Below are 18,423 nucleotides of genomic sequence, written 5' to 3'. Positions count from 1 at the left end.
GTGGGCCTGTCGGACCGCGTGGTCCCGGCGACCGTGTGGGCTCAGCGGACGGAGCCCACTGAGCGAGTGCGGCGCTCTGAGCGAGTGCGCGAGTGAGCGGGTTCAGCCGGCGATGTCCCCGTACCCCGTGACCTCGCGCGGGTTGCGGGCGGCGGGCCCCACGTACAGGGCCGACGGCCGTACGAGCCGCCCGGTCCGCTTCTGCTCCAGGATGTGCGCGCTCCATCCGGCGGTGCGGGCGCAGGTGAACATCGAGGTGAACATGTGCGCCGGGACCTCCGCGAAGTCCAGCACGATGGCCGCCCAGAACTCCACGTTCGTGGCCAGCACCCGGTCGGGCCGACGGTTGTGCAGCTCGTCCAGGGCGGCCCGCTCGAGTGCCTCGGCGATCTCGAAGCGGGGCGCGCCGAGCTCCTTGGCGGTACGGCGCAGCACGCGCGCCCGCGGGTCCTCGGCCCGGTAGACGCGGTGGCCGAAGCCCATCAGCCGCTCGCCCTTGTCGAGGGCCTGCTTGACGTACGCGGTGGCGTCGCCGGTCCGCTCGATCTCCTCGATCATGCCGAGGACGCGGGAGGGCGCGCCGCCGTGCAGCGGTCCGGACATGGCCCCGACCGCACCCGACAACGCGGCGGCCACATCGGCGCCCGTCGAGGCGATGACCCGCGCCGTGAAGGTGGACGCGTTCATGCCGTGCTCGGCGGCGGAGGTCCAGTACGCGTCGACAGCCTTGACGTGCTTCGGGTCTGGCTCGCCCCGCCAGCGCTTCATGAAGCGCTCGACGACGGTCTCCGCCTTGTCGATCTCCTTCTGCGGGACCATCGGAAGGCCCTGGCCGCGCGCGGACTGGGCAACGTACGACAGGGCCATGACAGCCGCTCGGGCGAGGTCGTCGCGGGCCTGCGCCTCGTCGATGTCGAGCAGCGGTTTCAGGCCCCAGACGGGGGCAAGCATCGCCAGCGCGGACTGGACGTCCACCCGGATGTCACCGGAGTGGACGGGGATGGGGAACGGCTCGGCGGGGGGCAGCCCCGGGTTGAACGCGCCGTCGACCAGGAGGCCCCACACATTCCCGAAGGACACATGGCCGACGAGGTCTTCGATGTCGACCCCTCGGTAGCGCAGCGCACCGCCTTCCTTGTCGGGTTCGGCGATCTCCGTTTCGAACGCGACGACTCCTTCGAGTCCGGGGACGAAGTCGGACATCAGGCGGCTCCTCATAATGTGATCGACACGCGGCTTATGGCCAAAATGTCAGTACAGGGCGCGGTGCCGAGACTTCGCGCGGCCGCGGCGCTGCGGCTCGCTGTCCGTATCGGTCACCCCGGTGATGCCCCGCGCGGGCGTTGGTCACCCGGTCGCGGCGGCAAGCTGGCCCGAGAGGGCCGCTGTGCGGGCGGTCGTACGGTCGTCCGCGCCGCGGGTACGTGAGGGGTCGATCACCGGTTGATGCAGGTCACTACGGTTCGCTACAGGTCACTCAGGTCGTTTCAGGCCGCACGATATCTCGCGGTGTCCGGACGCCACAGTGGCCAGGCGTACGATTTTGGTGGGTTCGGCACGGGCGGGGAAGCGTGAGATCCGGCACACTGCCGCGATCGTGTCCGGCAAGGCTGCGGGGCCCGGGCCTGCGCGAACTCGGGCCGCCGACCGGCCGGGCAGACCATGCGTCAAGATATGCGTGTGCCCGACATTGATCCGCAGCAACCGGCTGTCCCCCCGACCAGGCGCGCTCTCGACCCGGCCGCCATGCGCGAGCACTACCGGGCGGAGGGCCTGGCGGAAGCCGACCTGGCCGCCGGACCGATGCAGCAGTTCGCCCACTGGTTCGAGCAGGCGGCGGCGAGCGGACTGTTCGAACCGAACGCCATGGTGGTCTCCACGGCCGATCCCACGACCGGACGGCCCAGCTCCCGCACGGTCCTGCTGAAGCAGTTCGACGAGCGCGGCTTCGTCTTCTACACGAACTACGGGTCCCGCAAGGGCCGTGAGCTCGCTGCGAACCCGTACATCTCGCTGCTCTTCCCCTGGCACCCCATCGCCCGGCAGGTGGTCGTCAGCGGGGTGGCGGAGCGGACGGGCCGCGACGAGACGGCCGCGTACTTCCGCACCCGGCCGCACGGGTCGCAGCTGGGTGCGTGGGCGAGCGAACAGTCCTCGGCGGTCGCCTCGCGCGCCGAACTGGACCGGCTGTACACGGAGCTGGCGGACCGCTACCCCCCGGAGGAGCAGGTCCCGGTCCCGCCGGAGTGGGGCGGCTACCGGGTGCGGCCGGAGGCGATCGAGTTCTGGCAGGGCCGCGAGAACCGTCTCCACGACCGGCTGCGCTACGTCCTCACCGAAGGCGGCTGGCACGTGGAACGCCTCTGCCCGTAAAACGTACGCCTCTGCCCATAACGCCCGCGGGGCGGGGCGGCCACGCCTGAAGCCGGGCGGGGCGGCCCGAGTCCGAAGCCGGGCGGGGCGGCCCACGCCTGACTCCGCGCGGCCCACGCACCGGGCCCGCCTGCCGCTCCGCCGACGCGGAGCGCCCACCGCCGGGAGGCGGAACGCAGACGACCCGCGAGCCTGTCCCCGGCGCCCAGGGGCGCGCAGGGGCCGGTCGGACGTACCGGCAGCTCGCGGGTCGGGTGACTGCTGGAAATTGGGCCGGCTGCCGCACATCTGCGTGTGCGGTCCGGCGATGCGCAAAGCGCGACGACGGACTGCTAGCCCGCAGTCACCTCACGCGTCCGGATTGCATACATCTGCCGAACCACCTCCCTTCTCGTGTACCCCACACGCTAGGCACCGGTTCCGCACCCGACAACCCAATTTCCGGTGCACAACGATTTCCGGGAACACGCTGTGGGATGAGTCACGTTCCAGTTGAATGATCCGACGTGCAGCACATGCAGCCACGTCCAGCAGGAGGTGCCAGGTGACTGCTTCCCGGCCTTCCGGCCCCACCCGGCCGGCCCGCTCGGCCCCGGAGGGCTCGGGCGACGCCGCGGACGCCGCCTCAGGAGCGGGCCCGGGCCCGCAGGCCCCGACGTCTCCGTCGCAGCCCGACTGCGATGACTCCGACCTGCTCGCCGCGCTCCTGGACGGTATGGACGCCGCCCTCTGCGCGTTCGATGCCGACGGCGTCGTCACCCACTGGAACCGTGAGGCCGAGCGCATCCTCGGCTGGACCGCCGAGGAGGCCGTCGGCCGCCACGGCTTCGCGGGATGGGCGATCCGCAGCGCGGACGCCGAGGAGGTGCAGGGCCGGCTGCTCGGCGCCATGGAGGCGGAGGGCAGACAGGTCCATGAGTTCGCGCTGCTGACCAAGGACGGCGGGCGGGTGCTCGTCCGTACCCAGTCGGCCGGTGTACGGGGCGCGGACGGCCGGTACGCGGGCGTCTACTGCGCCTTCAGCGAGGTGCATGCCCAGATCGACCTCGAGCGGTCGATCGCGCTCAGCGAGGCGCTGTTCGAGGGCGCGTCGTGGGGCGTGGTGCTCATCGACGCCGATCTGCGCCCGGCCGTCGCCAACACCCATGCGGTACGGGCCCTGCGCGCCGAGCGCACGGCGGTGCTCGGGCGCCCGCTGGGCGAGCTGCTGTCGCAGGGCGTGGAGGAGTTGGAGAGCGTGCTGCAGCACGTCCTCGCCGAGGGCGCGCCCCCCGCCCCGGCCGATCTGTGGGTGACGCTGCGCGGCACGGACGGCAAGGAGGGCGAGCGGCGCTGCTGGCGGAGCGGCTTCCTGCGCCTGGCCTCGCCGCTGGCGGAAGAGCCGGTTCCGTTGGGCGTCGGCTGGTTCTTCCATGACGTCACCGAGGCCAAGCAGCTCGAACAGGAGGGCTCCCTGCTGCGCTTCCGCAGCAACCAGCTGCACCGCGCGGGCCAGGCCGCGTCCGAGTGCGAGGACCCCTTGGAGGCGGCGACCGTCTTCATGGACTTCGCGCTGGCCGGCTTCGCGGACCACGCGCTGCTGGATCTGGCGTCGGAGAGCGAGCCGGTCCGGCTCGTACGGGCCGCGGCCACGCCCGCCGGCTCGGGCGGACCGTGCTCACCGATCGTGCCGGGCGGGATCCCCGCGCGGTACATCGAGGGCCACCCCGCCCTCCAGGCCCTCGAACGCGCCGGATCGGTCCGGGCCAGCTCGGGCGGTCGTACCGCGCGGGCCCATGGGGCGGGCCGTACGGTCGGTTCGGCGGGCAGCGAGGACGCCAGGCAGTGGGCACGGGCCCGGCAGTGGCCGGACGACTCGGTCCACGCGCTGTGCGTGGTGCTGCGCAGCCGCGGCCGGACGATGGGCGTCGCGACGTTCCTGCGCTCGGGCGGCCGCCGCGCTTTCGAGCGGGTGGACGCGGCGTATGCGGAGGATGTGGCGTACCGGGTGGCCGGGGCCCTCGACCTCGCGCAACAACTGGGCCGTACGGGCGGCTTACGCTGACCTCGCGACCCGCACGGGCCCGGCCGCTCCCGACCGCACGGGCCCCGGCCGCGCCCGACCCGTACGGGCCGGGCGCACGGACACTGAGCAAGAGGGCACTGGTCCCTGCCCGGCCGGTCGGCCGTCGGGGGCACGTCCCGCCCGCTCAGCCGCAGGGCGTGGCCCCGCCGCGTGGTGCCGATGGCGACCGGTGGGCGGGCCCCATACGCAGTGGTCTACGTGTGGCGGAAGAAGATCCGGTCCCCGTACTCGGCCATCACCCGCCCGTTCCACTCGTGTCCGCCGTCCACGTTCCCCGAGCGCAGCAGCGGTGGGGCGATCCCCCGTGCGGCCAGCTCGCCCGCGGCCGTCGCCATCACCGCCTGCATCAGCGCGCTCGTCACCACGGTCGAGGCGGGTGCGAAGGGCGCCTCGATGCCCTCGAGCGTGAGCTCCGCGTCCCCCACGGCGATCCTGCTGTCCAGGACGAGGTCGCAATGGTCCTTGAGGTAGGTGCCGGACGCGTGCCGGGACCGGGTGCCGTCCGCGTACGCCACCGAGGTCACGCCGATCACCGTGAGGCCGAGAGCCCGGGCGTGCGTCGCCATCTCGACGGGCAGCGGGTTCCGCCCGGAGAGGGAGATGATCACTAGCAGATCACCGGCCCGGGCGGGGCTGGTGTCCAGTACGGCGGCGGCGAGGCCGTCGACCCGCTCCAGCGCGCTGCCCAGCGTGGCGGGCACGACGTCGACGCCCACCACACCGGGTACGGCGAGCAGGTTCATCACGGCCAGCCCGCCGGCCCGGTAGACGACGTCCTGCGCGGGGAGCGAGGAGTGCCCGGCGCCGAAGGCGAAGAGCCGGCCGCCGTCGGCCACCGTGTCGGCGATCATGCCGCCGGCCGTGGCGATGTTCCCGGCCTCCTCGTCACGGACCTGCCGCAACAGATCGATGGCCGCGTCGAAGAACCTCTCGGTCAGCCCCTTGCTCCCGCTCATCGCCGCTGAGGCCCTCTCCGTAGGATTCCACTGGTCCGTACCTGGTGGCGCGGATCACGTTGCGGGCCGTCCGGGGAACTGTCAAGGGCCGCCTGGGACCGGAGGGTCCGGTTGTCGCCGGGATGCGTCAGAATTGAAGCCAGGGCCACCGCACGAGATCCCGAGGGGCACGCATGTCCGGACTGATCGACACCACGGAGATGTATCTCCGCACCATCCTGGAGCTGGAAGAGGAAGGTGTGGTTCCTATGCGCGCCCGGATTGCGGAGCGGCTCGACCAGAGCGGTCCCACCGTCAGTCAGACGGTGGCGCGCATGGAGCGCGACGGACTGGTCACCGTCGCCGGGGACCGGCATCTGGAGCTGACCGACGAGGGCCGCCGGCTGGCGACCCGGGTGATGCGCAAGCACCGGCTGGCAGAGTGTCTGCTCGTCGATGTGATCGGCCTGGAGTGGGAGCAGGTGCACGCCGAGGCGTGCCGTTGGGAGCATGTGATGAGCGAGGCGGTCGAGCGCCGCGTGCTCGAACTGCTCAGGCACCCGACGGAGTCGCCGTACGGGAACCCGATCCCGGGCCTGGAGGAGCTGGGCGAGAAGGCCGAGGCCGACCCGTTCCTCGACAACGGCATGGTGAGCCTGATGGACCTCGACCCGGGCGCCGAGGGCACGACCGCGGTGGTGCGGCGGATCGGCGAGCCGATCCAGACGGACGCCCAGCTGATGTACACGCTGCGTCGCGCCGGTGTGCAGCCGGGGGCCGTCGTCAGCGTGACGGAGTCGGCGGGCGGGGTCCTGGTCGGCAGCAGCGGTGAGGCCGCGGAGCTGCGTGCGGAGATCGCTTCGCACGTCTTCGTCGCCAAGCGCTGACGCCACGCACCGTCCCGCCTCTCCCTCTCACGCCCTCTCCCGAGCGGCGGCGCGACCCGGCGGGCGGTGCGGCGTACGACGCCCTGAAGCAGGCGGTGTCGGACGCGCCGCCGTCATGGATTCCGGTGCTGACGCGGGTCGGCTCTGTGCCGCCCGTCGTGGGAGACGACGGCCGGGTGGAGCCGGAGGTGTGGCCGCCCGCGCTCGGGCGGCGGGCTGGTCGTCGTCGACGCCGGTGCGGCTGGGAGCACCCGCCGGTCGAGCGGTTCGGGTCGCGGCGGGAGGGCGGCCGGGTCGTGGTGGAGCGGGCCGGGGACGGTGAAGTCGGCTATCCGGTGCGCGTGCGCGGATCCGTGGGCTGAACGGCGCACCGAGGCGATTCCGGTGCCGGCTGCGGGCTGAACGGCGCGTCGGACGATGGTTTCCGGCGGGAGATCCTCTCTCCCGCCCTCCGCCTCTTCTGCTTCTGCCTGGCTCTCCTCGTCGTCCGCGGCGCGTCCACCCCGTTGTCTTCCCACGCCGCTGGGAGGGGGCTCTTCGCGGGGCCCGGCGACCCCTTGGGTCCCGCCGGCCCGGCCGTCCTGAGACGGCAGGTCGGGCCGGGCCCCAGGGGATCGCCGGCATCGGCGCAGGTGGTACCGGAGGCATGTCGGGCGTGCGCCCGGGTGCGCGGTCGGCCGGACTTCTCCGGTTTCCCGGGCAATGGCGCCGGAATGGCAGCGCTCCGCCCCCGGCCGTGCGACTCTGTCGCTGAGGCATATGGCGCGGGGGCTTTCACGGTCCGCCGGACGGGGCGGTCACCGGGGAGGGGAGGGGGCTGTGATGGCCTTGTCGAACAGGGGCGGGAGCGCCCGTAGCGAGGGCCCCGGTGCGTTCCGCAACCGGGGCCCCGCCTCCCCATGTCCCCCCGTGGCGACCCGGAGCCCCGAGCTCTCAGGGTCGTTCCCCGCGGACCCCCTTCCCCGAAGGGCCCGCCTCCCGGTAGCTGTCTCCCCTCGGCGCGGGTCGTCAACCCTTGAGCGCGGTCACTCGAAAGAGGGGTGTTGTGAGTCGGAGCCACCCATTCGAATGTGGGTTCGATAATGTGTCTGTGTTTCACCCCGTACTCGGGTACGTATGTGAGGACCCCGCAGCTGACGACACGCAGCGGCCGGAAGGATTGGGGGTGCCAGGACACATGGTGCGGCGCATCGATGTGACCGGAGCCGACGGCGTGCGGCTCGCAGCCTGGGAGTTCGGCGACCCTCCCAAGGAGGGCCGGGAGGACCAGAAGGCCCCCGGAGTGCTGTTACTGCACGGGTTGATGGGACGGGCGGCGCACTGGGCCGACACCGGCCGCTGGCTCTCCGCCCGCTACCGGGCCATCGGGCTCGACCAGCGCGGCCACGGGCGCAGCGAGAAGCCCGCCGACGGCCCGTACACCCGCGAGGCGTACGTGGCCGATGTCGAGGCCGTCGTCGAACAGCTCGACCTCGCCCCCGTCGTCCTCATCGGGCACTCGATGGGCGCCCTCACCGCGTGGCAGCTGGCCGCCCGCCGGCCCGATCTCGTACGGGCGTTGGTGATCTGCGACATGCGGGCCTCGGCACTGGGCGCGCAGTCGCAGCGCGAATGGGAGGAGTGGTTCAAGACCTGGCCGCTGCCGTTCGCGACGCTCGCGGACGTCCGCAAGTGGTTCGGGGAGGACGATCCCGCGCTGGAGCGTCCGCGGCCGTCGCGCGGCGAGTTCTACGCCGAGGTGATGACCGAGCGCGGTGACGGCTGGTGCCCGGTGTTCTCCCGCCGCCAGATGCTGACCTCCCGCGAGACCTGGGTGTACGACGCGCACTGGGAGGAGCTGGCGCTGGTCCAGTGCCCGGCCCTGGTCGTACGGGGCCTCGACGGCGAGCTCGGGCGCGCGGAGGCCCAGGAGATGGTCCGGGTCCTGCCCCGCGGCCAGTACGCCGAGATCCCGGACGCCGGTCACCTCGTGCACTACGACCAGCCCGACGGCTGGCGCGCCGCGATCGAACCCTTCCTGGAGGCCTCACTCCCCGCGTGATCCGGAGAGCCCGGCCGTGACCCCGGGACGGGCCCCGGGCTCCGGGTCCCGCCCCGGCGCGGCGGGAGCTCTTCCGGCTCCGGGCGGGGCCCCGGGTGCCTCGTGGCCGGGGGCCGGGCCCGTGCCACCGGCTGCCCGGTGCGTTGCGCCGAGGTGTGGTGGGGCGCCCGCCTCGGCGAGGGCGTGCCATGGCGCTTGCCTGCTGGTCCGGCCGGGCCGCCGCGCAGCCCGGTTCGCTGCCGGGACCGTGCGATGCCTTAGGCTCCGTGGCATTCGGACGACGCGTGGGGGCGGGCGTCGGCCACTACGCAGCCCTGCCCCCGTAAGCGCCGTGCGGTCGCACCGCCCCGCGACCCGCACCCCGCACCGACCCGCCCGGTCGCCCCGCACCGACCGCAACCGCTTCCCGCCGGGAGGGACCCGTCATGCAGCCGTCGCCGCTGCCGCTGGCCGCCAGCGCCTTCGACCAAGCCGCCCAGTGGATCCTCACCGCTCTGGCCGTCGTCGTCACCGTCGGCGTCTTCTTCACCGCGATCTCGGTCGGCGCCCGTCGTCTGCTCGGGATCCGCATCGGAGCGCTGCGCACCCTCATGGCCTGCGCCGTGGGCATGACCGCCTTCCAGCTCCTCAACCGTGCCCTGGCCGACAACGACAGCCGCGCCGCCCTCTCCACGGTCTCCCTCACCGTCTCCCTGCTCGCGGCGATGGCGGTCCTCGTCCTCGTCGAGATCGCCGTGCCCTCCGGCAGCTGGCCGCGCCCCATGCAGTGGGTACGGGCGGTGCGCCGCCGCCTCACCCGCGCCCGCCGCTACTCCCAGATCAGCCGCATCTTCATGCGCCACGGCCTGGGCCGCTACGTACGCGGCCGCGCGAGCCTCGACCGCGCCGCCCATGCCGACGAGGCCGGACGCGAAGCCGCGCGCTCGCTCCGCCTCGCGCTGGAGGAGTGCGGCGGCACGTTCATCAAGCTCGGCCAAGTCCTCTCCACCCGCCGCGACCTGCTGCCCCCGCACATCGTCGAGGAACTCAGCCGACTGCAGAGCGATGTGCCGCCGGCGGCCTGGCACGAGGTCGAGACCGTTCTGCGGGAGGAGCTGGGCGCGCCGGTCGCCGAGGTGTTCGCCGACTTCGACCACGAGCCGCTCGCCGCCGCATCCATCGCCCAGGTGCACCGGGCCACGCTCCGCGACGGTTCGACGGTCGTGGTCAAGGTCCAACGACCCGGCATCCGGGAGTCCGTCGAGCGTGACCTCGACATCGTCCTCGCGATGGCGCAGGGGCTGCATGTCCACGCTCGTGCCGTACAGGGCCTGGGTCTACGGGACTTGGCGGACGGCTTCGCCGTGGCGGTCCGCGAGGAGCTGGACTTCCGGACCGAGGCCCGTAACGCGGACGCGGTGGCCGCGGCGTGCGACGGCCGGGCACCGGACGCCCCGGTCCGCGTACCGGCCGTCCATCACCAGCTGTCCTCGGCGCGTGTGATGGTCCAGGAGTGGCTGGACGGGGTGACCCTCGAACGCGCCGGTGCCGACGCCGACGCCCGCGGTCTGGACCGGGACGCCCTCGCCCGTACCGTACTGGGCGCCATGCTGCGCCAGATCATGCGCGACGGCGTCTTCCACGCCGACCCGCATCCCGGCAACATGCTGCTGCTCGCGGACGGCGGCGTCGAGAAGGCACGTATCGGGCTGCTCGACTTCGGATCGGTCGGCCGTATCGACGCGACCGTACGGGACGCCATCCAGTATCTGCTGCTGGCCGTGGACCGGGGCGACTCGGCGGGGATGTGCGACGCCCTGCTCGAACTCCTCGGGCCGCGTCCGGACCACCACGACGGGCCGGCGCTCGACGCGCTGCTCCTGGAGCGCGAGCTGGGGCGGTTCATGGCCCGCCATCTGGGGCCGTCGAGCCAGCCGGACACGGAGATGTTCACCGCTCTCTTCCGGCTGCTCGCCCGCTTCGGACTGGCCGTACCGCCGGAGGTCGCGGCCGTCTTCCGGGCCCTGGCCACCCTGGAGGGCACGCTCAGCCGACTCTCGCCGGGCTTCGACCTGGTGGGCGAAGCGCGCCGGGTGGCGACCGCGCTGGTGACGGAACGTCTCTCCGGTGGGCCCGCGGGACGTCTCGCAGCGCATGCGGGCCGTACGTACGCGACCTGGACCGGCACCTCCGAAAGCCGTTCCGGCCCCGGCTCCGAGACGATGGACGGCGCGGTCCTGGCCCGTACGGTGGCTCAGGAGCTGCTGCCCCTCCTCCCGATGCTGCGCCGCCTGCCGCGCCGCGCCGAACGCATCACCGCGTCCCTCGAACAAGGGCGTCTCTCCGCCCGGGTACGCCTGCTGGCGGACGACCGCGACCGACGCTTCGTCTCGGGTCTGGTCCACCAGCTCCTGGTCACCCTGCTCGCCGCGGGTACGGGACTGATGGCCGTCCTGATGCTGGTTCTGGGCACGGGCGAAGGCCCCCGTGTCACCAAGCACCTGGAGCTCTTTCCGCTGCTGGGCTACAACCTGCTGGCGGTGAGCGCGGTTCTGACGCTGCGGGTGCTCTACGCGGCGATGCGCCGCGCGCCGTAACCAGGGCGCTCAGGCGCACGGCACGGTGCGGTCTGCCGTTCCCCGCCGACAGCGTCGTCGACCGGCCGAGCGCGAGCGGCAAGAACGCACCCATGAAACGGAGCCTACGTCCGACGCCGGATCGCGAGGGTCGGCGGCGCACCCGCCGCTCCGCCGTCGCGGCAAGCCGATGACCGCTCGGGCGACTCCCTCACACCTCTTCCGTGGTGTTCGGTGCACACACGCACCACCCCCGCCTCCAGGTCCACCTGGACGGGCGGGTCTTCCGCCGGTCTGACGTTCTTGCGCACACGCTCCTGTGCCATGGCACGTTTGACCGCCTGCGCGCCGGGATCACCTTCCTGAATGAAGCCGACGCCTATGGACGACAGGCCTTTGCGCTTGCGCCAGTAGACCCATCCCCGGCTCTCCATCCATAACAGAACGCGGTCCGCGAGGAACAAGGCAACGCCCGCCCCCATGGCTCCCCCGGTAACCTGCCACGCAGTGCCCACCATGCCCGGTGAACGCACCAGAGGCTCCCGGCGTTCCCCATGGGCAGCAGCCCGGTGCTGCCCGGCATCGCCTCCCCGGTCGCACCCTTCACCAGCGTGCTCGCCCTGGTGCGCCCCCGATGTCACCGCCTGCTGTCGCCGCGGTGACCGCGACGGAACCGTCCCGCGTCCGAAACCCGTCAGCCGCCCACCAGGGGTGACCGAGGCTTGGCGCCGGTTCCCCTCCGTTGTTGCTACCGACTCCCCTTGCACCGGAGCTCACCCGTCCCGGGGCCGAAGCCCGGTGCACGTGATACGCCGAGGTGGCACGGACCGGTCGTGAGAGGCAGGCTCCTCGAACGCGCGCTGGTGGTACGGCGGATGCCACCGGCCTACGGCGCGCAGGCCGTAGGCCGGTGACCGGAGTCGGTGGGGCCCGCGGACGGCGAGGGGCCGGGACGCGGACTCATGTCGGCGTCCCGGCCCCTCGGTGCGAAGTGCGCTGAGGGTGCCCGGCTTTACTGGATGGTCCAGCCCACGCGGCCCACACCGCTGCTGTAGATCGCGCAGACGCCCTGGGACTCGCTGTACTCCCCGGGAGCCAGGGTCACCCACTGGCCGGAGACATCCGGTGCCAGACCGCACACGATCTCCGCGCGGAACGTGACCGGGTGGTCGGTGTTGTTCTTGCAGCCGGCGATGCCGTGGTCCGGGTTGTTGGCGTGCGTCCAGCCGTCACAGTCCACGGTGCCCTGCGCGCCGACGTGGGCCGCCTGAGCGACCGGTGCGCCGAGGCTGAAGGCCAGGGCGGAGATCGCTGCGGCGATACCGACGGCGAAGGTGCTCTTCTTGCGGTTCACGGTGCCCCCGTGGTGCTCGTTGGTCGTTGGATGCAGCTGGTTGATCGCTGCTGTGTCGTACGAGGCCTGATGATCTGTGACCAGTGAAGGGGACCGGCCGGCGGGTGTGAACCTGAGAGGTCCGAGGGCCCGGCGAGCGAGGGGGCGGAGTCTCGCCGGAACCCGCACCCCCGCGCCGGGACCCGTCAGCCCTTGCTCACCGCCGTCAGGATCTCCGGGAGTCTCGCCGCGGTCCGTGGCGCCGCCAGGCGTAGGCCCAGCGCCGCCAGTCCCAGCCCGTACGCCGCTCCCACCGGCAGCACGAGCCACAGCCAGGCGTGCGCCCCGGCCATATGCAGCCAGATCAGGGACCCGATCAGCGGCGCCGTCAGCAGCGCCCCGACCACCATCCCGCCCAGGATGCTGATCCAGGCCAGCCCCGCCTGCCCCGGCGCGACGTTCTTGTAGCCACTGTCCTGCGGGATCGAGTACGGGAACAGGGCCGACGCCAGGGCGCCCGTGGCCAGCAGCGCGCCGAGCAGTCCGAACGAGAGCCCCAGGGTTTCGGGGAACGCGCTCCACTTCCCCATGACCGCCGCCGTGCCCAGGACCACCAGCGTCACATACGGCAGCGCCACAGCGCCCAACGCCATGGCCCGGCCGCGTAGTTCGAGATACGCGTCGCGCGGCGAGGAGATGGTCTGCGCCACCATCCAGAAGGCCGAGGTGTCCTGCCCGAACTGGTTGTACATCTGCATACCGAGCAGCCCCGAGGCCCAGCACGCCGTGTAGACGCTGCCGTTGCCCTGCACCGCCGTCACCACCGGCAGCAGCAGTCCGATGCCCAGCGATGACGCCCATGACGCCCGCGCCTTCGGGTCCCGCCACGCGTACTGCAGCGTCCGCAGCATGACCGTGCCCGTACGGCCCGTCGGCAGCAGCCGGGCCAGCCCCGCGCTCCGGCTCTCCTTCTTCTCCTCGTGGGTGGCCGCCTGGAGTGTCGAGCCGTCGGGGGAGGTCATCAGCTGAGCGAGGCTGCGCTGCCACCACAGAAGCAGCAGCACGAGCGCCGCGACGTTCAACAGAAGCTGGGCGAGGGCCTGGACGTACGAGCCGTCGCCCGCCGCCCGTACGGCGTCCACCGCCGCCGCCGGCGGCACCCAGCGCAGCACGTCCGCCGCGGGCTCCAGCACCCTCAGCCCGTCCGGCGCGGCCAGCTTCTGCGCGCCCAGATTCACGAACTGCGCGCCGACCGCGATGATCAGGCCGCTCAGCAGTGCCAGGTCGCGACCCCTACGGCTGGTCAGCAGCCTGATGTTGCCCGCCGCGACCGCCCGCGCAAGGGCCACGCAGACCAGCACCACCAGGGGTACGGCGACCACGCCCGCCGCCACGGCCGCCACGCCATGGGCCACGGCGATCACCGAGCCGACCGCCAGGGTGAGGGTGAAGAGCGGGCCGATTCCGATCAGCGAGGCGGCCAGGAGCGAGGTGACGACCCGACGCGGCCGCAGAGGCAGCATGACGAGGCGCGTGGGGTCCAGGGTCTCGTCCCCGCTGGGGAAGAACAGCGGCATGACCGTCCAGCCCAGGGCGATGACCGCGGTGATGGTGACGACCACCGCCGGTGCGTGCGCGGTGCCGCGCAGCACGATCAGCCCGAGCAGTTGGAGCGCCGCGAACAGCAGGGTCACCACGATCGAGGCCACATAGGCGGCCGTACGGCCCGATGACTGACGCAGCCCGTTGCGGAGCAGCGACAGCTTCAGCCGGAGGAAGACCGCGGTGAGGGACGCAGCGGGGGAGGTGTGGGGCGAGGGGGAGAGGGAGGCGGAGACAGCGGGCGAGGTGTCGGTGCTCATCGGGCGCCGCCGAGCCAGTCCAGGTCCTGGCCGGTCGCGCGGCCGTTCGCGCCGACCAGCTCCAGGAAGGACGCCTGCAACGACGCTGCGTTGCCGCGCACCTCCGCCAGCGTGCCCTGTGCGCGGATCCGTCCCGCCGCCATCACCGCCACCCAGTCGCAGAGGCTTTCCACCAGCTCCATCACATGGCTGGAGAACACCACGGTCGCGCCCGAGGCCGTATAGCGCTCCAGCACCCCGCGGATCGTCTGCGCCGACACCGGGTCCACGCCCTCGAAGGGCTCGTCCAGGAACAGCACAGCGGGGTTGTGCAGCAGGGCGGAAGCGAGCCCGATCTTCTTCCGCATACCCGTCGAGTAGTCGACGACGAGCTTGTGCTGTGCACCGGAGAGGTCGAGGACGTCCAGCAGCTGGGCGGCCCGCTTGTCGACCTCCTGGCCGGGCAGCCCCCGCAGCCGCCCGGTGTAGGCCAGGAGTTCCCGGCCGGAGAGGCGCTCGAAGAGGCGCAACCCCTCCGGCAGAACACCGATGCGCGCCTTGACCTCGACCGGGTCCCGCCACACATCGTGGCCACCGATCTCGACACGTCCGGAGTCCGGCCGCAGCAGACCGGTCACCATCGACAGCGTCGTGGTCTTGCCCGCTCCGTTCGGGCCGACCAGGCCGACGAACTGGCCCGTGGGCAGGTCCAAGTCGATCCCCGCGACGGCGACCTGCTCACCGAAGCGCTTCCACAGCCCCTGGATGCGTACGGCGGGCGGCCGCGCCGCCGCGGGCTCCCCGGCCGCCCCTGCGGTTCCGGCGGCCCCGGTCCCGGCAGTTCCGGGGGCCCGGGTCGCGGCGGTTCCGGCGGTCTCGGTCCCTGCGGTTCCGGCGGGCCCGGCCCCTGTCGTACCGGTGGCCCCGGCCCCTGGGTCTCCGGCGGCCCCGGCCGCGGCTGTTCCGGCGTGCCCGGCCGCCCCCGTTCCCGTAGCGGACGCGGCTTCCGTCCGGTCGTCGGTATGTTCCGGCTGCGTTGCCATCTGTGGTGCCTTTCGACGTCCCCGCAGGGGCGCACCACGCCCCCGTCCGCCGCTCACGATACGGGCGGGGGGAATGCCCGTGTCACCCCCTTGCGTCCCAGGGGCTGGACGCGGGCGGACGTCGGCCTCCGGGGGCGAGGGGCGGGGCCTTCACGCCAGGACGGGCCGTGCTGCGGGGCCCTCATGCCAGGACGCGGGCCGTGCAGTCGGGCCCTCGTCCCAGGAACGCGTGCCGTGCTGCCGGCCTCGCCCCGGGAGGCGGGCCGCGCTGCCGGCTCCCCGGGGAGTGACATGGACGCCGTGGACCTGTCAGCGGCCGCGGGTCGCCGCGGCCTCCCGCCCGCACGCGTACACCAGCGGACTGATCAGCTCCTCCACGTCGGGCAGCCAGCGGTTCGCGGCCGTCGGCCGCCGTGCCCACTGCACCGGGCCCCGCGAGCCGAAGCGTGTCGGCGGCGCTGCCACGTAGTCGCCCTCGCCCCGCGCGACCAGGTCCAGGGTCTGCGGCGGCAGGCCCAGCTTCCGTACGAGATCCATGACCTTGGCCGCCGCGCCGGGGAGGACGAAGAAGAGCATGCGCCGGTCCGGGGTGCAGGCGATGGGCCCGAGCGGCACGGCCATCCGCTCCATCCGGGCCAGGGCGAGGCACCCCGCCGTCTCCGACACCTCCAGTACGTCGAAGGTGCGCCCTGTCGGCAGCAGGATCGCCGCCCGTGGTTGCTTGGCCCACAGGCGCCGGGCCGCGGTCGCACTCCCCGTCGCCTGGCCCGCCCAGTCGGTCCGGGTCGGATGCGCTCCCGGCGCCGGGCATTCGGTGGCCTCGCAGGAGCAGCGCTCGACGCCGTCCTCGGCCCTGAGCCATGTGCCGGGGAACACGTCCCAGTGCCGCTCCTCCGCGTAGCGCACCGCGGTGTCGAGCAGCTGGGTTCCGCGCTGCTGGGGGATCTGGGGGGTATCAGTGCCGGTCACTCCAATGGTCTCTTCCACAAGGAACACAACTCCCCTTGTGACCAAGGGTTACGGGGCGGGGCACGTTGCCGGAGGAGCATCGTTTTGGCACGTGGGGCGCATGGGTGCATGGGTGGGGGCGCGCGGGCGAACGGCTGCGCGGACCGGGTAGTCCGTAGGGCGGCACATCACGCACGAGTCATCCGGAAGCCCTCTGCCTCATCGCCCGGATGCCCAGGAAGAGCACCGAGCGAGCGAACCGAAGAACCAGGTCCGCGAAGACATCGAACAGCAGAAATAGCACGAATTCGCAGCATACGGGCTGGGCAGAGAACACTTGCGTCGACCAAGGGGGTAGTGCCATGGCCGCCAGGCCACTCGTAGCGCGTCAGCCCAACGAACGATTGCAGGGGCTCATTCAGGAGGCCGCCTGCTCCAACGCCGGTCTGGCCCGCAGAGTCAATATGTGCGGTGCCGAGCACGGGCTCGACCTGCGCTACGACAAGACCTCCGTAGCCCGGTGGCTGCGCGGGCAGCAGCCGCGGGGCCGCGCCCCCGCGATCATCGCCGAGGCGCTGGGACGCAAGCTCGGGCGTACGGTCACCATCGACGAGATCGGGATGGCGAACGGCAAGAACCTCGCCTCGGGTGTCGGCCTGCAGTTCGCCCCCACGGTCCTGGGAGCGATCGAGCAGGTCTGCGAGCTGTGGCGCAGCGACGTCGGGCGTCGTGACTTCCTGAGCGGGGCGACGGTTGCCGCCTCGGCGCTCGTCGAGCCGAGCCGCGACTGGCTCATCACGGGTGTGGATGCACAGGTGGCGCGGACGGCCGGGGCGCGGGTGGGGCTCGCCGACGTCGAGGCCGTACGCGCCATGACGGATGCGCTCGTCGACCTGGACCACCGGTTCGGCAGCGGGCGCGTACGGCCGGTGGTCGTCCACTACCTCAACAGCGTGGTGTCGGGGCTTTTGGGCGGTTCCTACCGCGAATCCGTCGGGCGTGAACTCTTCGCGGCTGTCGCCCGGTTGACCGAGCTGGCGGGCTATATGGCGGTCGACACCGGGCAGCCGGGGCTCGCCCAGCGGTACTACATCCAGGCGCTCCGGCTCGCCCAGGCGGCAGGGGACCGGGGGTACGGCGGCTATGTGCTGGCGGCCGGTATGAGCCATTTGGCCGCGACCCTGGGCAATCCGCGGGAGATCGCGCAGTTGGCGCGGGCCGCGCAGGAGGGGGCGCGGGGACGGGTGACGCCACGGGCCGAGGCGATGTTCTTCGCCGCGGAGGCGCGGGGGCATGCGCTGATGGGGGACGGCAGGGCGTTCCAGGTCGTGGCGGGACAGGCGGTTGCGGCGATGGAACGGGCGGGGGATCTCGTCCCGGGGGCCGGACCGGGAGCCGGACCGGCGGGCGGCTCGGGGCCCGGCTCGGCGTCGGGTGACGATCCCGTGTGGATCGCCCACTTCGACCACGCCTATCTGGCCGATGAGTTGGCCCACTGCCACCGCGACCTGGGGCAGGCGGAGCCCGCGCGCAGACGGGCTGAGGAAGCCCTGGCCGGCCATCCGGAGCCACGGGTGCGGCGACGGGCGATCGACCTGGTGCTGCTGGCGTCGGCGCAGGTGCAGCAGAGGGAGATCGAACAGGCCTGCCATACGGGGACGCAGGCGCTGGATCTGTTGGCGGGTCTGCGGTCGAACCGGGGGGCGGAGTATTTGGAGGACCTGCAGCACCGGCTGGAACCGTTCCGCAACGAGGCGGTGGTGCGGGAGTTCTCGGCGCGCATGGACGCGCAGGGGCAGGCGGCGTAGCCCTCGCGGGGCGGGGCTCTGCCCCCGCGCGGGCGGGGCCGATCAGCCCTCGCCGGGCGGGCCGCTCCGCGATGTTCCGTCGGCGGGCTGCCCGGTGTGCGCGGGGTGGGTGCCTCGGGGTGCGGCGGGGTGTGGTGCTTCGGGGTGCGGTGGGTTCTCCGGGTGCGGCACGCTGTGGTTCCGGGGCCGGGCCCTTCGGGGCGGGGGCTCTGGAACCTCTCTTTACGGGCCTGGCGGCCCACGCACACTCCCCTGGCCTTCGGCATGGGGGCCCACGTTCCAGAACCCCCACCCCTACGGCCCCGTCCCCTTCCTTTCCCGCCCCGGGGGCGAGGTCGGCGGCAGTTCGTTCACGCCCGTGTCCGTGGGGTTCGCCCCGTCCCCTCCCGTCCAGGAGGGATGTCCGTGGGGCTCGGGCTGCCGCGCACGGCATGCTTGTGCGCCCTCAGGGACGTGATCCATTCCGGCCAGGAGCGTGCGCAGTGGGTGCGCCCAGCCGGGCGGGAGGCAGGGTCGCACGTCGTCCGGGTGCGGGCTTGCCTCGGGCCCGTAGCTCCGCCGGCGGGAGGGGGTGGGAGCGGGCTGCGTCGGCGG

At 72.7% G+C, this 18,423-nt stretch carries 14 protein-coding genes; 7 read left to right on the top strand and 7 right to left on the bottom strand.

The genetic code is table 11. The features are described 5' to 3' along the window. Positions 1-102: 102 nt before the first annotated feature. Positions 103-1,203, bottom strand: a complete 1,101-nt coding sequence (locus ACTWQE_RS02780; RefSeq protein ID WP_443327168.1) for a citrate synthase 2 — start codon at positions 1,201-1,203, stop codon at positions 103-105. Positions 1,204-1,662: 459 nt separating this feature from the next. Here ACTWQE_RS02780 and pdxH point away from each other — a divergent pair, with 459 nt between their 5' ends. Next, entirely contained in the window at positions 1,663-2,373 is a 711-nt protein-coding gene (gene pdxH / locus ACTWQE_RS02775) for a pyridoxamine 5'-phosphate oxidase (protein WP_443327167.1), read from the top strand. Positions 2,374-2,869: 496 nt separating this feature from the next. After that, positions 2,870-4,417 (top strand): PAS domain-containing protein, encoded by a 1,548-nt coding sequence (locus tag ACTWQE_RS02770; protein WP_443327166.1) that lies wholly within the window; start codon positions 2,870-2,872, stop codon positions 4,415-4,417. A gap of 215 nt (positions 4,418-4,632) precedes the next feature. On the opposite strand, the gene ACTWQE_RS02765 is transcribed toward ACTWQE_RS02770, so the two are convergent. After that, positions 4,633-5,394: an SIS domain-containing protein gene (locus ACTWQE_RS02765; protein ID WP_443327165.1), complete on the bottom strand. Its 762-nt coding sequence runs from the start codon at positions 5,392-5,394 to the stop codon at positions 4,633-4,635. 173 nt (positions 5,395-5,567) lie between these two features. Between ACTWQE_RS02765 and ACTWQE_RS02760 the strand changes: the two genes are divergently transcribed. From ACTWQE_RS02760 to ACTWQE_RS02745, 4 genes are all read left to right on the top strand, one after another. Beyond that, positions 5,568-6,260 carry a metal-dependent transcriptional regulator gene (locus ACTWQE_RS02760; protein ID WP_443327164.1) on the top strand — a complete coding sequence of 231 codons (693 nt, stop codon included), beginning with the start codon at positions 5,568-5,570 and terminating at the stop codon, positions 6,258-6,260. Positions 6,261-6,385: 125 nt separating this feature from the next. Further along, positions 6,386-6,622, top strand: coding sequence for a hypothetical protein (locus ACTWQE_RS02755; protein WP_443327163.1), 237 nt, complete (start codon positions 6,386-6,388; stop codon positions 6,620-6,622). Positions 6,623-7,437: 815 nt separating this feature from the next. Further along, positions 7,438-8,301 carry an alpha/beta fold hydrolase gene (locus ACTWQE_RS02750; protein ID WP_443327282.1) on the top strand — a complete coding sequence of 288 codons (864 nt, stop codon included), beginning with the start codon at positions 7,438-7,440 and terminating at the stop codon, positions 8,299-8,301. Between the two features lie 425 nt (positions 8,302-8,726). Further along, positions 8,727-10,877 carry an ABC1 kinase family protein gene (locus tag ACTWQE_RS02745; RefSeq protein ID WP_443327162.1) on the top strand — a complete coding sequence of 717 codons (2,151 nt, stop codon included), beginning with the start codon at positions 8,727-8,729 and terminating at the stop codon, positions 10,875-10,877. A 104-nt stretch (positions 10,878-10,981) separates the two neighbouring features. Here the strand turns inward: ACTWQE_RS02745 and ACTWQE_RS02740 are convergent, their stop codons facing one another. The 5 genes from ACTWQE_RS02740 to ACTWQE_RS02720 form a co-directional block, all read right to left on the bottom strand. Continuing rightward, on the bottom strand, positions 10,982-11,338 hold the full coding sequence (locus tag ACTWQE_RS02740; protein ID WP_443327161.1) for a hypothetical protein: 357 nt from the start codon (positions 11,336-11,338) through the stop codon (positions 10,982-10,984). A 530-nt stretch (positions 11,339-11,868) separates the two neighbouring features. Beyond that, entirely contained in the window at positions 11,869-12,210 is a 342-nt protein-coding gene (locus ACTWQE_RS02735; protein WP_443327160.1) for a hypothetical protein, read from the bottom strand. A 185-nt stretch (positions 12,211-12,395) separates the two neighbouring features. Further along, positions 12,396-14,051 (bottom strand): transporter, encoded by a 1,656-nt coding sequence (locus ACTWQE_RS02730; RefSeq protein WP_443327159.1) that lies wholly within the window; start codon positions 14,049-14,051, stop codon positions 12,396-12,398. Then, complete coding sequence (locus ACTWQE_RS02725) at positions 14,048-14,797, bottom strand: ABC transporter ATP-binding protein (protein WP_443327281.1); 750 nt, start codon at positions 14,795-14,797, stop codon at positions 14,048-14,050. The genes ACTWQE_RS02730 and ACTWQE_RS02725 overlap by 4 nt, the downstream gene beginning before the upstream one ends. Positions 14,798-15,382: 585 nt before the next feature. Beyond that, entirely contained in the window at positions 15,383-16,069 is a 687-nt protein-coding gene (locus tag ACTWQE_RS02720; protein ID WP_443327158.1) for a bifunctional DNA primase/polymerase, read from the bottom strand. Between the two features lie 314 nt (positions 16,070-16,383). Between ACTWQE_RS02720 and ACTWQE_RS02715 the strand changes: the two genes are divergently transcribed. Further along, positions 16,384-17,829 carry a transcriptional regulator gene (locus ACTWQE_RS02715; protein WP_443327157.1) on the top strand — a complete coding sequence of 482 codons (1,446 nt, stop codon included), beginning with the start codon at positions 16,384-16,386 and terminating at the stop codon, positions 17,827-17,829. Positions 17,830-18,423 lie beyond the last annotated feature (594 nt).

It is taken from the genome of Streptomyces sp. 8N706, from assembly GCF_052245415.1.
Lineage (GTDB): Bacteria > Actinomycetota > Actinomycetes > Streptomycetales > Streptomycetaceae > Streptomyces.
The sequence above is the reverse complement of the archived record's forward strand: the minus strand, read 5'-3'. Positions and strand labels throughout refer to the sequence as shown.

Excerpts from the sequence above, each read along its gene's own strand:
- ACTWQE_RS02780 (WP_443327168.1), bottom strand. The coding sequence starts at position 1,203 with ATGTCCGACTTCGTCCCCGGACTCGAAGGAGTCGTCGCGTTCGAAACG.
- pdxH (WP_443327167.1), top strand. The coding sequence starts at position 1,663 with ATGCGTCAAGATATGCGTGTGCCCGACATTGATCCGCAGCAACCGGCT.
- ACTWQE_RS02770 (WP_443327166.1), top strand. The coding sequence starts at position 2,870 with ATGATCCGACGTGCAGCACATGCAGCCACGTCCAGCAGGAGGTGCCAG.
- ACTWQE_RS02765 (WP_443327165.1), bottom strand. The coding sequence starts at position 5,394 with ATGAGCGGGAGCAAGGGGCTGACCGAGAGGTTCTTCGACGCGGCCATC.
- ACTWQE_RS02760 (WP_443327164.1), top strand. The coding sequence starts at position 5,568 with ATGTCCGGACTGATCGACACCACGGAGATGTATCTCCGCACCATCCTG.
- ACTWQE_RS02750 (WP_443327282.1), top strand. The coding sequence starts at position 7,438 with ATGGTGCGGCGCATCGATGTGACCGGAGCCGACGGCGTGCGGCTCGCA.
- ACTWQE_RS02745 (WP_443327162.1), top strand. The coding sequence starts at position 8,727 with ATGCAGCCGTCGCCGCTGCCGCTGGCCGCCAGCGCCTTCGACCAAGCC.
- ACTWQE_RS02740 (WP_443327161.1), bottom strand. The coding sequence starts at position 11,338 with ATGGGGGCGGGCGTTGCCTTGTTCCTCGCGGACCGCGTTCTGTTATGG.
- ACTWQE_RS02730 (WP_443327159.1), bottom strand. The coding sequence starts at position 14,051 with ATGAGCACCGACACCTCGCCCGCTGTCTCCGCCTCCCTCTCCCCCTCG.
- ACTWQE_RS02715 (WP_443327157.1), top strand. The coding sequence starts at position 16,384 with ATGGCCGCCAGGCCACTCGTAGCGCGTCAGCCCAACGAACGATTGCAG.